The following is a 15239-nucleotide window of genomic DNA, read 5'->3' on the forward strand; positions in this document are numbered from 1 at the left end:
ATGTAACCCTCATTGAGAATATATGCCAGTCCATCTGGAAAAAAAGTAATGAAATGTATGGATGCTGCAACCGCCTCATGACCGTCACGAGGTACGAAGCAATCGCGAACGGTATAGAGCCTCTATTTGGGACTAAATTTACTTTGTGGTAACTGATAACATTGGCCCGCTCTTGGCCGCGGGAGGCCAGACACTTTTGCCTTGATAGGAGACTATATACCTGTTAGATCATGGGGATATCAAGATTACTTCTTAATCATTACGTATTTTGAATATTCGTGACCATTAGGGCATTTAAAATGCACTACCAAATTTCTACCGTCATTAGCAGTAGGGGGCACGAAGTCGCCAAGCAAGCCACATTTAGGACATGGTTCCGCATCAAAGCTTTTCGGCTTTACAGAGGCTTTCATTATTGAATGAAAGATGTTAGATGCCTCTTGCGGTGTTTTTTTATCTTGCTTTGCCATTGATTACAAGGTTATTAAAACTCTTTTCTTTCTACACCTTGTTTGTTTATCTCGTAAAGAAACGGTCGTTCTTCTTCATCGCAAATTTCTAACACTTTGTGCCAATGTTGAATCATTAGTTGAACAAGTGACCAAAGGGTAGTTTTTTTGCCTTGTTTTATCCAAAACAACCCTATATTATATTCTTTAATAGCATTATAAAGGTGTCGTTGAGTCCTAAAATCGGCATCATAAGTTATAAGTATTCCATTACTTTGAACAAACTCTAAAACCGTTGCGTCAGCTATGCCGGTTTTACCGAGCAAGCTAATAGAAGTGATTTCAAATTGAACGTTCGATGCAATTGGAGCAAGAATTTTTAACCCCTCTACTATTTTATTAGGTACATTCTCGTCAAAAACGATATACATTAAGCGCTTCGTTTAAAGTAAAGAATGGCATCTTCCACCTGATCGATATGTAAATTATACAACATACATATCGTTTCCTTACTTTCACCGCCTTCTATAAATCCGTTTATAATTTCAGCTTTTATACTTGTTCCTATTATTGTTGGTTGGCCAAACTGCAACTTAGGGTCAATAACTACTTTTTTTGCCTCTGTTGGAAAATATTTAGCAGCAATATCATCTCCATTAAATTCTATTTTTGAAAGAAATGGTGCAAGAATAGGTTTTAAGGAAAATTGTTTTTTGTTGTCTGCCTTAATTAAGTTTTCTAAATACTCATACCATATCCCCTTTTTTCCGTCAGTATGAATTTTCCTTGCGAAAGGATAAAGAGTTTTTAAGTCATTAGATATTTTTGCATGAGCTTTTTTTATTTCTTGAGCACTTACCGAAAGCTCCCTTAAATGATAAAAGGTGTAAAACTCAATAAGTGTGTAAAAATTTATAGCCTTATTGCCTTTTATACCAAAAGTGTACCCATCCCAAAACTCTCTCATCCAATAACTAACTTTCGAGTATGGTAAATTTAAAATATTGGATATATCACGAGCGGTATAAATACCTTCGCCCACTTTTGGCAATATGTTAATGATTTTTTTATCGGTCATGGCTAAACAAATATATATTTAAACGTTGATTTCTCACATAAAGGTACAAAATTGCAACAATTTGATTATCAATTATTTGTACATGATTGTTTCAAATAATTTTGGTTTGACACAAAATTTACATCTTTGTTATAACAAATAAATGGAGGATGAAAACATTCAAAAACATATTCGACTTTCAAGTGGAGCAACAGCGTTGGGGCAATACGCCCGCTTGCTCTTGCCGTGGAAATGACTTTGATGTTTTTTAGTTTTCAACGTCACCTCCCAACATGATCTAACACGTATATAGTCTCCTCTTGTTACAAAAGTGTCCAAAGACAAGCCCTGCAGTCGCACAACCCCGCATTGTTTTGCCCGTTTTCGCCCGAAGCTGCTCTGCTGATACATTAGGGAAAATGAAAGCCTTTGATTCCTAATAAATAAACAGACGGTCATTGCAATGATGGATAGTTTATATGAATTTTAAAATCTTTTTATTTAAAATAATCTGCATATCTGCACATTTGAAATCTGCACATCTGCATCATTGTAACAATCTTCTTATTTAAAATAATCTGCACACCTGCATAGCTGAAACCTGCGCATCTGTCATCCTAATTTTGCACATTTGCAAAAACTATTTTGTACAATGAAAGAAGGGCTTAAAATTGCCATTGGTGCCGATCATGCCGGCTTTGATTATAAACAGGCTTTATCAGCAGATATTCCTGCAGATCAGCTAACAGATTTTGGGACTTATTCAAACACCTCTGTTGATTATCCCGATTTTGCACACCCCGTAGCATCGGCAGTGGAAAGCGGTGAGTGCGACCTGGGCGTATTGGTTTGCGGCAGCGCCAACGGTGTTGCTATAACCGCCAACAAGCACCAGGGAATCCGCGCTGCCATTTGCTGGAACGAGGAACTGGCTGTACTGGCCCGGAGCCATAATAATGCCAACATAGTATGTATCCCGGCCCGTTTTATCAGCATTGATGAAGCCAAAAAAATAATAAATGCATTTTTTAACACCAGCTTTGAAGGCGGCAGGCACGGCACAAGGGTAGGGAAGATGGCTTGTTGATTTCGGACAAAGGAATAAGGAGCAAGGAATAAGGACAGGAGAAAAAGCTAAGGCAGAAGACCTAAAGACGACATACCCCCTCCCCAATGACTACTGACTAATGACCATTGACCGTTGACCACTCACCATTGACCGTTGACTAAAAAGAAACTGACTAAATTAATTATCATACATGAAGAAAATTACATTACTTACGTTTTCTGCAGCTATTGCGGTAAGTGCCTGTGCACAGCAAAACCCTACTGCAATGAAGTACGCGAAGCTGATCAGCGCCGAGGATGCTAAAAGGCACCTGAGCATTTTAGCATCAGATGAATTTGAAGGCCGCGAAACCGGGAAACCCGGTGCCGAAAAGGCAGCCAATTACATTGCCGCCGAGTTTAAAAAATTAGGCTTACAGGCACCTGTAAAAGGCTCGTACTTTTATGATGTACCGTTAGAGCAAAGTGTTTTAAAAGTATCGGCATTTACTGTTAATGGAAAATCATTTGTATTAGGACAGGATTTCTTTCCGAATGGAACAGTTCCGGATAATAGCATCAAAGCCGGTGATGTTGTATTTGTTGGTTTTGGTACCGATAGCGAACTGGGAACTACTGATTTGACAGGCAAAGTTGTGCTATGGATCAACGAGGATAAACCAGTGGCGGGTAAGGCTGCAAATACAGCTGTACGCATGAGTACGGCACGCCTGCAGGTGTTAAAAAACCTGCAAAGCAAAAATCCTTCAATTATTTTGGCGGCTAATGGCGAACTGTCGAGTTTACTTAAGCGTTTTGGTAAAAGTATTGCAAGCCCGCGCTTAACCATTAAGGAAGGTCCTGCCGCTTCTAAAGCTGTGGGTGTATTACATATAAGCACCGCTATTGCTGATGAGTTAGTAAAATCAACCGGTAAAACTTATGCTGATTTAAAAGCTGCAGCTGCAACTACTCCGGTGGTAACCGCTAAAGCAGATTTTGTAGCTGATTACGCCAATGACCATACCGATGTTAAAGCGGTTGATGTATTAGGATATATGCCCGGTACCGATTTGAAAGATGAAGTACTGGTATTTTCGGCCCATTATGATCACATCGGTTTAGAAACCGACCCCAATGCAAAAGACAAAATAAATAACGGCGCCGATGACGATGGATCTGGTACTACCGGGATTCTTGAAATTGCCCGTGCATTTTCACAGGCCAAAAAAGATGGTCACGGTCCGCGCCGCAGTGTTTTATTTTTAGGCAATGTGGGCGAAGAAAAAGGCCTGTTAGGTTCTGAATACTATACCGATCATCCGGTGTATCCATTGGCTAATACAATTACCGACCTGAATGTTGACATGATAGGTCGTGTGGGTGAAGAGTATGTTGGCAAACCCGATTCTGCAAATTATGTATATTCAATAGGTTCGGCCATGTTGAGCAAAGACCTGCATGATATTGGCGAAAAAGCGAATGATACCTACACTAAACTTAAACTGGATTACAAATATGATGACCCTAATGATCCTAACAGGTTTTACTATCGCAGCGATCATTACAACTTTGCTAAACACGGTGTACCAATTATATTTTACTTCAACGGTGTGCATGCGGATTACCATCAGCCAGGCGATGAGGTAAGTAAGATCAACTTCCCGTTATTGGCAAAACGTGCGCAGCTTGTATTTTATACTGGCTGGGAATTAGCCAACAGGGATAAAAAACCAGCGCTCGACGTGGTGCCTTCTAAATAAGGTGAATGGTTGATTGAGTTTGACCAAAAGACGAATATTAATGCAGGGGGCGCAAATTTGCGCCCCTTTTTTGTAGTATATAAGATGCAGATATGCGTCTCCTACAAAAAAAAGCCTAAATTCGCATATATGGGTAGCACTGCCGAAGAGTTCTTGGTTGCCTCGGAAGAAAAGGCATTTGATGTTGATCACCGCCGTATTATCAATAACAGTATTGATAAGTACAGCGCGGCTGCGGSAAGCGGGCTTTCACGCATAGTCAACCTTGACAATGCCAAAAAGAAGGGTCATGTGATCAAATGGAAAGTGATGGAGACCCTGGATAAATTTTTACCGGAGTTTGAAGCTAATTTCCAACGCAGGGGCGGCAAGGTGATCTGGGCCAATGATGCCGAAGAAGCCAACCGCGAGATCCTGAATATCATCCAAAAAGCAAAAGCCAAAACGGTAGTAAAATCAAAATCAATGGTTACCGAAGAAATTCATCTGAATGAATTTCTGAAAGAAAATAACATTGAGTCGTTAGAGACCGATCTTGGCGAATACATTGTACAGTTGCTGGGGCAGGCGCCGTACCATATTGTAACACCAGCCATGCACCTCAGCAAAGAGGATATTGCCAAATTGTTTCATGAACGCTTTGGCACACCCACTGATGCTACTCCCGAGCAGCTAACCCTGAAGGCAAGGGAATTGCTTCGCGACAAATATTTACAGGCCGATGTAGGCATAACGGGAGCCAACTTCCTGCTGGCCGATACCGGCAGTATAGCCATCAGCGAGAACGAAGGGAACGCGCGCTTATGTACTACCTTCCCAAAAATTCATATTGCCGTGGTGGGGATCGAAAAGATCATCCCGTCTATTAACGACCTCGACCTGTTTTGGCCAATGCTGTCTACGCATGGTACAGGCCAAAATCTTACGGTATATAACACTATTCTGAGCGGTCCGCGCCAGCCAGATGAAACCGACGGGCCAGAAGAAATGTACGTGGTATTACTTGATAATGGCCGCACCAACCTGCTTGCCCAAAAAGAGCAGCGCCAGGGATTATATTGTATCCGTTGCGGGGCCTGCCTTAATGTATGCCCGGTGTTTCAAAACATAGGTGGCCATGCTTATAATATTACCTATAGCGGACCAATTGGCTCAATCATAACCCCGCATACCAGTGGCATGCAGGAGTTTAAACACCTCAGCTATGCATCGAGCCTTTGCGGCAGCTGTACCGAGGTTTGCCCGGTGAAGATAGATATCCATAAAATGCTGCTCCTGAACCGCCGGGATTCAGTTAACCAGGGTTTAGTAACCAATAAAGAACGCTGGGGCTGGGCTATCTGGAAAAAAGGGATGTTGAAACGTAAACTGACCGATTTTTTTGGCGGTAAAATGAAAAACTTTTTCCTCCGTTTCTTCTTTAAGCGCACCTGGGGACACCTAAGGGAAATGCCGGAAGTGGCCGAAAAATCATTCAGTAAACAGTGGCAGGAAAAACACCAGGGCGAAGAATAAATACACCTATATATGTATATGCGGAAAATAATTTTGAACCTTGCCGTGAGCCTCGACGGTTTTATTGAAGGGCCTAACGGCGAATATGATTGGTGTTTTGCTGATCAGGATTACGGGATGACTGATTTTTTGAACAACGCCGATGCCATTTTTCTTGGCCGTAAAAGTTATGAAGTGCTCATGAGCGCGGGGCCGGGATTGTTTGCGGCGCTTAAAATGTATGTTTTTTCGGATACGCTGGCAACAGTTGAAGGCAATTCGGAAATTATCCGTTCGGCAGATTTTAAGCAGCGGGTGGATGAGATCAGGCATCAGCCGGGCAGTAATATCTGGCTGTTTGGTGGTGCAGAACTGGTTTCGGCATTTATAGAGCAGCGGCAGATCGATGAGTTTATGCTGGCTGTTCACCCCGTAATTTTAGGCGCAGGGAAACCGTTGTTTAAGGTTAAAGATCGTACCAACCTGTTGTTTCTTGGCAGCGAACAGTTTTCGAGCGGGTTGGTTCAGTTAAGGTATGCTTTTAAGCCGGAGGTTGATTGAAAAACGGGTTATCCCTGCTTATTTAAATTCTGAAATACAACACCTGTAGCAATCACAAAATCCCAAGCTCATTCAGTTTTGCCGATAACTCCTCTGCCGATTTAAAGTGAATGCTTTTAATACCCATTTTTTCTGCAGCTAAAACATTGCGGTAATTATCATCGATAAACAAAGCCTCGGCGGGGTTAACATTGTAACGATCAAGCAGTACCTGGTAAAACTCGGGGGCAGGCTTGCGCATTTTTTCGGTACCGGATACCACAACCCCGTCAAACCACTCCAGGAAATTAAAACGGGCCACAGCAAAGGGGAAGGTTTCTGCCGACCAGTTGGTAAGCGCGTAGATATTATACTTATTGCTCTCTTTTAATTGTTTAAATATTTCAACAGTACCATGAAATGGGTCGCCCAGCATTTCAACCCAGCGGCCGTAAAACGCCCGGATGTTGGCCTCATGTTCAGGGAATTGGGCAACAAGCAGGTTAGTACCTTCCTGTAAAGAGCGGCCTGCATCCTGTTCTTCATTCCAGTCGGATGTGCAAACAGTAGCCAGGAAATTCTTCATTTCCTGTTCATCATCAAAAATGGTACGGTATACGTAATGTGGGTTCCAGTCAATCAAAACTGCACCGAGGTCGAATATAATAGTGTTGATCATGTTATTAAAAGCTTTGAGCAAATAAACACTTTAAAAATTATTTAGTAAATTAGATTGTTAAATAAGTTTATCATGCTGACAAAGGAAGACGTATTAAAAACAGTAAATGATTTGCCGGGTGAATTTAGCTTTGAAGATATACTGGACAGATTAATGCTGCTAAATAAAATTGATATTGGTTTGGAACAATCAGATAAGGACGAAACATTATCAACAAAAGAAGCTGAAGAAAGCCTGGCCAAATGGTTGAAATAATAAATCAAAAATTGATGTACTAACAGTGCATCATAGTAAAAGATTGCTTTCAAATAACCCTCAGTTTAATAAATAAAGAGCATTATTTATTAGCAGTATGCTCATAAATCTTAGCATCGGTTACTACAGAATCCTTTAGCGATAGGATAAGCTGTTTTACATAGCGCGGTTTTCCGGGCTTGTTTAATTCTTCAATTTCATAAACCATCTGGCTTTGATTGCTCTGCTGCGGGCGGTGCAGCAGGTGAATAACCTCCTGGTATTTTAAACCTTTTAGTTTGTAGTTTTGCAACAGATCGTCAAGCATATTGGCTCGATAGCTAAAGCTCAGGCCATCCCCATCATTCCAGTTTTCACTGTCGAATTTTTGGTGCCGTTTACAAGCAGCAAATGACAGGATAATAAAGCCAAGCAGAACGATAGTATTTTTATTAAGCATTAAAGTAGGTTTCACACATCAAATATAACTACGAATAGCAAAATTGACGAATGAATAACAAGACTTCCGAAGTTTTTAAAGCTTCGGAAGTCTAAGCCAAACATCAAGCAGCTTATTACTTAGCGTTCAGCAAATACCCTTTAAAATCTTTAAAATCCTTGGTTAAAGCAATTGCGAGTTTGGTTTTTGATTCCAACTCCTTCACTTGTGCCGGTACGTCAATTTTGGCGGCTATTTCATCACTAAAAACATCGGGGAATTTGCAGGGATGGGCGGTTGCTAAAAATACGCCAGCGGTATCTGCACTGCCATGATCGTGCTGATAGTCTGTTAAGGCCTGCCAGGCAATAGCAGTATGCGGGCAAACCACGTAATCATAAGTATCAAATACCCAGTTGATGGCTTTTACGGTTTCTTCATCGTTATAGGTAAAACCCACCACTAATTTCTTCAACTCTTCCATGTCTGCCTTAAACAGGTCGGCAATACGCACCCAATTGCTCGGGTTGCCAACATCCATGGCATTTGATAGCGTTGCTACCGATGGTTTAGGCTGATAAATGCCTGTTTTCAAAAACGAGGGTACGGTGTCATTTGCGTTGGTGGCGGCTATGAATTTCTCTACTGGCAAACCCATTTTCCAGGCTAGTAAACCCGCGCCGATGTTGCCAAAATTACCACTGGGTACAGAGAACACTACTTTTTTAACGCCCTGCCTTAACAGCTGCGCGTAGGCATTAAAGTAATAGAAAGTTTGAGGCACTAAACGGGCTATATTAATAGAGTTGGCCGATGTTAAACGGAACTTTTCATTCAGTTCGGCATCGGTAAAGGCTTGTTTAACCAGGGCCTGGCAATCGTCAAAAGTACCGTCAATCTCCAGCGCACGAATGTTTTGACCATTGGTTGTCAACTGCTGCTCCTGTACGCCGCTTACCTTGCCTTTTGGATATAAAATAGTAACCCTTGTATTAGGTACACCTAAAAAGCCCAAAGCAACGGCGCCGCCGGTATCACCACTTGTAGCAACCAAAACGTCAAGTTGTTTTTCGCCATCCTCTAAAAAATAGCTCATTACCCGGCTCATGAAACGGGCGCCAAAATCTTTAAACGCCAGCGATGGTCCGTGAAAAAGTTCCAGTACATGTACGTTATCATCCAGTTTTATAACAGGCGCATCAAAGTTGATGGCATCATCAATCAAAGCCTTTAAGTCATCAATGGGCATAGAATCGCCTAAGAGGTTTTTAGCTACTTCAAAAGCAATTTCTGGCAGGGTATATTTATCCAGATTGCTGATAAAATCAGCACTTAAGCGCGGGATGCTGATAGGCATGTATAAACCTTTGTCCTGCGGCATGCTGTTAAACACCGCGTCTTTAAAAGATACTTCTGATTGAATGTTGTTGGTACTGTAGAGTTTCATTTTGATTTTGGAATTCGGAATTTCGATTTCGGATTTGTTGGGGATGTCATGCTGAGCTTGTCGAAGCATGGTGGCAGGCCTCTGCGCGCGTCCTTCGACAGGCTCAGGATGACACCCTTTTTGACTTTTGAATTTTCACTTTTGACTTAAAGAACCCTTGGTCCCGCATCATTTATAGTTGATACATAACCATTCGAACCAATTTTAAGACCGGTTAAATGCTTTTGCAGTTTTTGAGTGATGCGCCTGGCTGTATCTTCATCTTTTGTAAAAGCGAAAACGGATGGCCCCGAGCCGGAGATGCCGAAGCTTACCGCGCCAAGCTCCATGGCCATTTCGCGCATTTTGTAAAAATCTGGAATCAGCATCGAGCGTACGGGTTCAACCAAAACGTCCTTCATGCTGCGGCCTATCAGGTCAATGTCGTTCATAAACAAGCCGCTTACCAGGCCTGCAATATTGCCCCACTGGGTAACGGCATCCTTCATCTGAATGTTTTTACGGATAATCTGGCGGGCCTCCCTTGTTGGCACATCCACATCGGGAAACACAATGGCGCACCATAAACCCGCCGGATGCGGCAAACGCACAACATCCAAAGGCTCGTAACTGCGGATGAGTACAAAACCGCCCAAAAGCGCCGGCGCTACGTTATCGGCATGGCCGTGACCGCAGGCCATTTCTTCACCCTTCATCGCGAAAGGTAACAGTTTAGCCGGATCACTATCATCGCCCAATAAGGTTTTGATAGCGAACAGACCTGCTACCGTACTTGCCGAGCTTGAACCAAGCCCGCTACCTATTGGCATTTTTTTATGCAGTTCAATGTCCAGCCCTATATCGGTACGGCCAACACTTTGTAAATAATGCTGCACGCTCACGCTCACCGTGTTTTTTGCCGGATCCATCGGCAAACGTCCGTCGTCGCCGGTAATTTTGCTAATGGTAATGCCCGGTTTATTGGTCATCCGCATAATCACTTCGTCGCCTGGTTCATTAACTGCGAAACCGAGCACATCAAAACCACATACTACATTGGCAACGGTAGCCGGGGCAAAAACGTGAACGCCCCCCCCGCCCCCTGAAGGGGGAGCCAAAGAGGGTTTAGTTGTTTCTAATGTCTTATTATCTTCCATATAATATTTATCAAAGTATTCCTCCCCTTTAGGGGCCGGGGGCTCAAACTATAGTTCTCCCTTCAGGGGGGGTAGGGGGCTTCTAATTCGCTCCCAGGTTAATCAGATCAGCAAATACACCGGCAGCGGTTACTTCGGCACCTGCGCCCGGGCCTTTTACTACCAGTGGGCGTTCTTTGTACCTGTCGGTTGTAAAAGATATAATGTTATCACTGCCCGATAGCATGTAGAAAGGGTGGTTTTCATCAACCATTTGCAGGGTGATGGTTACTTTACCATCCTCCAGCTTGCCTATGTAGCGCAATACTTTACCATCTTTTTCGGCCTGGTCTTTTAGTTTTGCAAAATGGGCATCCTCGGTTTTAAGGGTAGCGTAAAAATCATCAACCGTTTTGGCTTCCAGGCTGGCTTTTGGTAATACGCTTTCAATTTCAACGTCTGCTTCTTCCATTGCGTAGCCTGCATCGCGGGCAAGAATGAGCATTTTGCGCATAAAATCTTTCCCGCTCAGGTCGTCGCGCGGATCTGGTTCAGTATAGCCTTTTTCCTGGGCCTCTTTTACCACATCATGAAAATTGGCATCGCCTTTAAAGTTATTAAAGATGAAGGATATGGTTCCGGATAGGATGGCCTCTATGCGTTGTACCCTATCGCCGCTATTCATCAGGTTTTTCAGTGTATTAATGATAGGTAAGCCTGCACCCACATTGGTTTCGTAAAAGAAATCGACACCATGGCGGCGGGCGGTATCTTTAAATGTACGGTATTGTTTATAGCTGGCCGAGTTACCTATTTTATTACAGGTGATAACCGAGATATTGGCTTTAAAAACTTCTTCATAAAAACCTACCGGTACAGGGCTGGCGGTGTTATCAATAAACACGCAGTTTGGCAGGTTCATGTCTTTCATTTTATCAATGAACTCTTTAATGTCGGCGGCGTATGGTGAAGCTTCGATATCATTTTGCCAGGTATCCAAAGAGATACCATCGCTGTTAAAAGTCATTTTGCGGGTATTGCTGATACCGGCTATTTTAACCTGGATGCCATTATTATCTTTTAAATACTCGCTGTGGGCATTCAGCTGGTTAAACAGTGTTTTACCAATGTTGCCGGTACCCAGGCAGAAAGCATGTAGTGTTTTGGTTAGCTGCACAAAAAAAGCATCGTGTACCGCGTTCAGCGCCTTAGCCAGGTCATGGGCAGATATAATTACCGAGATATTATACTCGGATGAACCCTGGGCTATAGCCCTCACGTTAACCCCATTACGGCCCAGTGCATGGAACAGCTTGCCCGACATGCCCGGCGTTTGCTTCATGTTTTCGCCTACTACAGCAAGGATAGCCAGGTTTTTTTCGATAACCAGGTGCTCCAGTTTTTTGGCCAGGAGTTCCAGTTCAAACTCCTGCTCTATCAGCTGTTTAGCCTTTTCGGTATCCTGTGGCTGTACCGCGAAGGTGATGCTGTGTTCTGACGACGATTGGGTAATTAAGATAATATTGATTTGCTCCCTGGCCAACAGCGAGAATAAACGACCGCTAAAACCTGATTTTCCTACCATGCCGCTACCTTCTAAATTAAGGATGCTGATATTATTGATAGAGGAGATCCCTTTGATAGGCAGGCTTGATGCTTTACAATCATGGCGGATCACCGTACCTTCAAACTCCGGCTCAAAAGTGTTTTTGATAACAATGGGGATCTTTTTCAGGAATGCCGGGATCATGGTCGGCGGATAAATCACCTTGGCGCCGAAGTAAGAAAGCTCCATGGCTTCGGTATAGGTAAGCTCGGTTAAGGAGAACGCTTTTTTAACCATACGCGGGTCGGCGGTCATCATACCGTTTACATCAGTCCAAATCTGGATTTCTTTGGCGTTTAGCGCCGCGCCGAAGATAGCAGCGGTATAATCAGAGCCACCGCGGCCTAAAGTGGTGGTTTGGCCGGCATCGTTACCTGCTATAAAACCGGTAACAAACAATATTTTATCTTTATTTTCCTGGTGTAAACCGCGGATCAGTTGTTCCGTAAGCTCGGTGTTCACTTTGGCATTGCCAAAAGCACTGTCGGTTTTAATTACGTCGGCAGCATCAACATACAATACTTCTTTAAAATACTGGGCGGCAATTTTGCTTACCATTATGGTTGAGCAGCGTTCGCCGTAGCTTAACACCTGGTCGCGGGTTTTGGGTGTAAGTTCTCTTAGGGTTAGTACACCCTGCAATAATTCCTCTAACTGGTTAAAGTGAATTTTTAAGCGGGTAAAGGCCGGGTTTTGATTTTGCACATCAAGCAGGCTTTTTACCACTTCAAAATGGCGTCTTTCCAGCTCGGCTAATGATGCGGTAAACTCTTTACCATTGGCGGCGTCTTCGGCCATTGCAGCAAGCAGGTTGGTTACCCCGCCCATGGCCGATAATACAACTACCGGCTTGTCTTCATTTTTAACTTCATCTTTTAGTATGTTTAAAAGAGTTTGGATGCTTGCAACTGATCCTACGGATGTGCCACCGAATTTTAGAACTTTCATTGTTGGGTTAGTATCAATATTAATAAGAAAGCCCTCCTCTTTGCGGAGGAAGGCTTTCATTTGGTTTCTTTTATGTTTTACACCATACGATTATCTTCCCCCGGTAATTTTGCCGATGGTAATAATTGATGTAATAATGGTGTTGTTAACTATCATATTTAATGTCGACAAAGTAAATAGATATTTTCCTAATTCGCAAGCTAAAAATGTTTTATTTTTTCAATGCCTGTTATGTTTCCTAAATTGCACCCCTAAATGCAGGGATTAATAACAAAATCGACCGGAAGCTGGTACCAGGTGCAAACACCCGACGGGCAAAAAATAGACTGCCGGATAAAAGGAAAGTTTAGGATGCAGGGTATCACTACCACCAACCCGGTGGCAGTAGGCGACGTGGTGGATTTTGATATGGAGCCCGAGCAGGAAAACGGCGTGATAATAAAGCTGCACCAACGTAAAAATTATATTATTCGCAAAGCCATTAACCTGAGCAAGCAGGCCCAGATCATTGCTGCTAACCTCGACCAGGCGCTATTGGTAGTTACTTTGGCCTCGCCACGTACCTCATTAGGGTTTATAGACCGCTTTTTGGTTACAGCCGAAGCCTATGATATCCCTGCCAGGCTGATCTTCAATAAACTCGACCTGTTTAGCGACGAAGGACTGGAGATACTGGCCGACCTGAAAGCCGTGTACGAAAAAATTGGCTACCCTTGCTTTGAAGTATCGGCGTTGGAGGGCACCAACATTGATAAAGTACAGGAACTTTTAAAAGATAAAGTAACCCTTTTTTCGGGCCATTCGGGCGTAGGTAAATCAAGCCTGATTAACGCCCTGTTACCCAGCCTGGACCTGCGCACCCATATGGTATCCGAATGGAGCGATAAGGGAATGCACACCACTACCTTTGCCGAAATGTTTGAACTGCCCCAGGGCGGGTTTATCATTGATACACCCGGCATCCGCGAACTGGGTGTTATCGATATAGAAAAAAATGAACTGAGCCACTTTTTTCCCGAGATGCGCTCGCGTATGAACCAATGCCGATTCAACAATTGCCGCCATATTAACGAACCCGGCTGCGCTGTGCTGGAGGCATTGGAAGAGGGCGATATTGAACTATCGCGCTATGAAAGCTATTTGAGTATTTATCATGGAAATGATACGAGGGCGTAAAGAAGGGTCAAGAAAAAGGAATTACGGCGTACCACTTGCTGCTTTCACCAGTATATCAACTATCAATTGTTTATTGGGTAAATATTTATTGGTTAAAAACAAGCCTCCCATACCCGTGCTTGGATTAAAGAACAGGAACGTGCCAACGCCGGGGTCGTCACCATCATGGCCAATAGTACCGTTGGTATACAAATTCCAAAAGATGCCTTTATTCCGGTAGGTTAAATTGATGTATTTGGGTGGATGTTCTTTGGAAAATTGAGGCGTGAACATCGTTTTAAAAGAAAGAGGATTTAATAAAGCTTTATCACCGTGGTATCCCCTGATCATCGCCATCAGGTATTTGCTTAAATCGGCGGCCGATGTTTTTAGCCCCCCGTCAGGATAAGTAAGCAAGTCGTACAAAGGGAAGCACCGGGTTTGATCGTAATAAAGCCTGGCATGGTCTTTTAAATTTACCGAACTTACCGACCACCCCGAATGCGACATTTTTAGCGGCACTAAAATATATTTGCGGGTGAAATCGGCATAAGATAATCCCGACTTAATTTCGATGAGATAAGCCGCTAATGCCGACCCAATGTTACTATAAGTGGAAGCACTACCAGCCAGCCCCTGGCCAAAATTTGCCTTGTTATAATATTTACCCTCCTGCGCCAGGTAGTTATAAAAAAAGCTTTTCAAGGTGGTATCCTCCACCTTATCCCCAAAACCTAATTGCTGCAACAGGCCGAACGCCGTGCTATCATAGGAACGTAACTTAGGATAGAATTTGTAGGCGTAGGGGTAAATTTCGGGGTTATCAATAATACCCGACGTATGGTTGGCCAATTCTCTTATGGTTATTTTACTATCCGGCTGGTTGGGGTTAGTCACTTTAAAAGGTAAAATTTGGTTGATATCAGTTTCGAGTGTAAAATATTTTAGTTCGATAGCCTTCATCAAGGCAACCGCAATTACCGTTTTACTTACCGACCCTATATTTTGAACGGTGCTTGTAGTATAGGGAATTTTGTTGCCCACATCGGCGTAGCCGAAGTTTTTTTGATAGATAACTTTATGCGCATCAACCAAAACCACACTTAGCCCCGGTAGGCTGTCTTTTAAAAAAGCCTGGTTTAATTTATAGGTAAGCGAGTCGGAGTTAATTTGGGCCGTAGTTCTATTATAAACAAATAGTAACAGGCAGCAGGCTAATAAGCAACGCCTGATTATTATACTTTTTAACATGGAGATAAATTAAAT

15 protein-coding genes are annotated in these 15239 nt (G+C 43.0%); 6 read left to right on the plus strand and 9 right to left on the minus strand.

Annotated features, from left to right (window positions below; genetic code table 11):
- Window positions 1-245: 245 nt before the first annotated feature.
- From AC1DO4_RS15115 to AC1DO4_RS15125, 3 genes are read right to left on the minus strand one after another with little or no spacing between them, the layout of a single operon-like run.
- Window positions 246-470 carry a hypothetical protein gene (locus AC1DO4_RS15115; RefSeq protein ID WP_477417205.1) on the minus strand — a complete coding sequence of 75 codons (225 nt, stop codon included), beginning with the start codon at window positions 468-470 and terminating at the stop codon, window positions 246-248.
- A gap of 14 nt (window positions 471-484) precedes the next feature.
- Window positions 485-880 carry a DUF5615 family PIN-like protein gene (locus AC1DO4_RS15120; protein ID WP_477417207.1) on the minus strand — a complete coding sequence of 132 codons (396 nt, stop codon included), beginning with the start codon at window positions 878-880 and terminating at the stop codon, window positions 485-487.
- Entirely contained in the window at window positions 880-1527 is a 648-nt protein-coding gene (locus AC1DO4_RS15125; protein ID WP_477417209.1) for a DUF433 domain-containing protein, read from the minus strand. Before AC1DO4_RS15125 ends, AC1DO4_RS15120 begins: the two co-directional genes overlap by 1 nt.
- 631 nt (window positions 1528-2158) lie before the next feature.
- Between AC1DO4_RS15125 and rpiB the strand changes: the two genes are divergently transcribed.
- The 4 genes from rpiB (at window position 2159) to AC1DO4_RS15145 (ending at window position 6371) form a co-directional block, all read left to right on the plus strand.
- Window positions 2159-2593, plus strand: coding sequence for a ribose 5-phosphate isomerase B (gene rpiB / locus AC1DO4_RS15130; RefSeq protein WP_477417211.1), 435 nt, complete (start codon window positions 2159-2161; stop codon window positions 2591-2593).
- A 172-nt stretch (window positions 2594-2765) separates the two neighbouring features.
- Window positions 2766-4316 (plus strand): M28 family peptidase, encoded by a 1551-nt coding sequence (locus AC1DO4_RS15135; RefSeq protein WP_477417213.1) that lies wholly within the window; start codon window positions 2766-2768, stop codon window positions 4314-4316.
- A gap of 129 nt (window positions 4317-4445) precedes the next feature.
- Entirely contained in the window at window positions 4446-5831 is a 1386-nt protein-coding gene (locus AC1DO4_RS15140; RefSeq protein ID WP_477417215.1) for a LutB/LldF family L-lactate oxidation iron-sulfur protein, read from the plus strand.
- Between the two features lie 18 nt (window positions 5832-5849).
- Window positions 5850-6371, plus strand: a complete 522-nt coding sequence (locus AC1DO4_RS15145) for a dihydrofolate reductase family protein (RefSeq protein ID WP_477417217.1) — start codon at window positions 5850-5852, stop codon at window positions 6369-6371.
- A gap of 52 nt (window positions 6372-6423) precedes the next feature.
- Here the strand turns inward: AC1DO4_RS15145 and AC1DO4_RS15150 are convergent, their stop codons facing one another.
- On the minus strand, window positions 6424-7029 hold the full coding sequence (locus AC1DO4_RS15150) for an HAD family hydrolase (protein WP_477417219.1): 606 nt from the start codon (window positions 7027-7029) through the stop codon (window positions 6424-6426).
- A gap of 72 nt (window positions 7030-7101) precedes the next feature.
- Between AC1DO4_RS15150 and AC1DO4_RS15155 the strand changes: the two genes are divergently transcribed.
- Entirely contained in the window at window positions 7102-7284 is a 183-nt protein-coding gene (locus tag AC1DO4_RS15155; RefSeq protein ID WP_477417221.1) for a hypothetical protein, read from the plus strand.
- Between the two features lie 82 nt (window positions 7285-7366).
- On the opposite strand, the gene AC1DO4_RS15160 is transcribed toward AC1DO4_RS15155, so the two are convergent.
- The 4 genes from AC1DO4_RS15160 to thrA form a co-directional block, all read right to left on the minus strand.
- Window positions 7367-7738 (minus strand): hypothetical protein, encoded by a 372-nt coding sequence (locus tag AC1DO4_RS15160; RefSeq protein ID WP_477417223.1) that lies wholly within the window; start codon window positions 7736-7738, stop codon window positions 7367-7369.
- Between the two features lie 100 nt (window positions 7739-7838).
- Window positions 7839-9149, minus strand: coding sequence for a threonine synthase (gene thrC / locus AC1DO4_RS15165; RefSeq protein WP_477417225.1), 1311 nt, complete (start codon window positions 9147-9149; stop codon window positions 7839-7841).
- A 146-nt stretch (window positions 9150-9295) separates the two neighbouring features.
- The gene (locus AC1DO4_RS15170) at window positions 9296-10285 is read right to left on the minus strand and encodes a homoserine kinase (protein WP_477417227.1); all 990 of its coding nucleotides are present in this window, start codon (window positions 10283-10285) and stop codon (window positions 9296-9298) included.
- Window positions 10286-10367: 82 nt separating this feature from the next.
- The gene (thrA, locus tag AC1DO4_RS15175; protein WP_477417381.1) at window positions 10368-12818 is read right to left on the minus strand and encodes a bifunctional aspartate kinase/homoserine dehydrogenase I; all 2451 of its coding nucleotides are present in this window, start codon (window positions 12816-12818) and stop codon (window positions 10368-10370) included.
- Window positions 12819-13073: 255 nt separating this feature from the next.
- On the opposite strand from thrA, the gene rsgA reads away from it, so the two are divergent.
- Complete coding sequence (gene rsgA / locus AC1DO4_RS15180; RefSeq protein ID WP_477417229.1) at window positions 13074-13994, plus strand: ribosome small subunit-dependent GTPase A; 921 nt, start codon at window positions 13074-13076, stop codon at window positions 13992-13994.
- Window positions 13995-14015: 21 nt separating this feature from the next.
- Here rsgA and AC1DO4_RS15185 read toward each other — a convergent pair whose 3' ends face one another.
- Window positions 14016-15224: a serine hydrolase domain-containing protein gene (locus AC1DO4_RS15185; RefSeq protein WP_477417231.1), complete on the minus strand. Its 1209-nt coding sequence runs from the start codon at window positions 15222-15224 to the stop codon at window positions 14016-14018.
- Window positions 15225-15239 lie beyond the last annotated feature (15 nt).

It is taken from the genome of Mucilaginibacter sp. P5_A6, assembly GCF_056400585.1.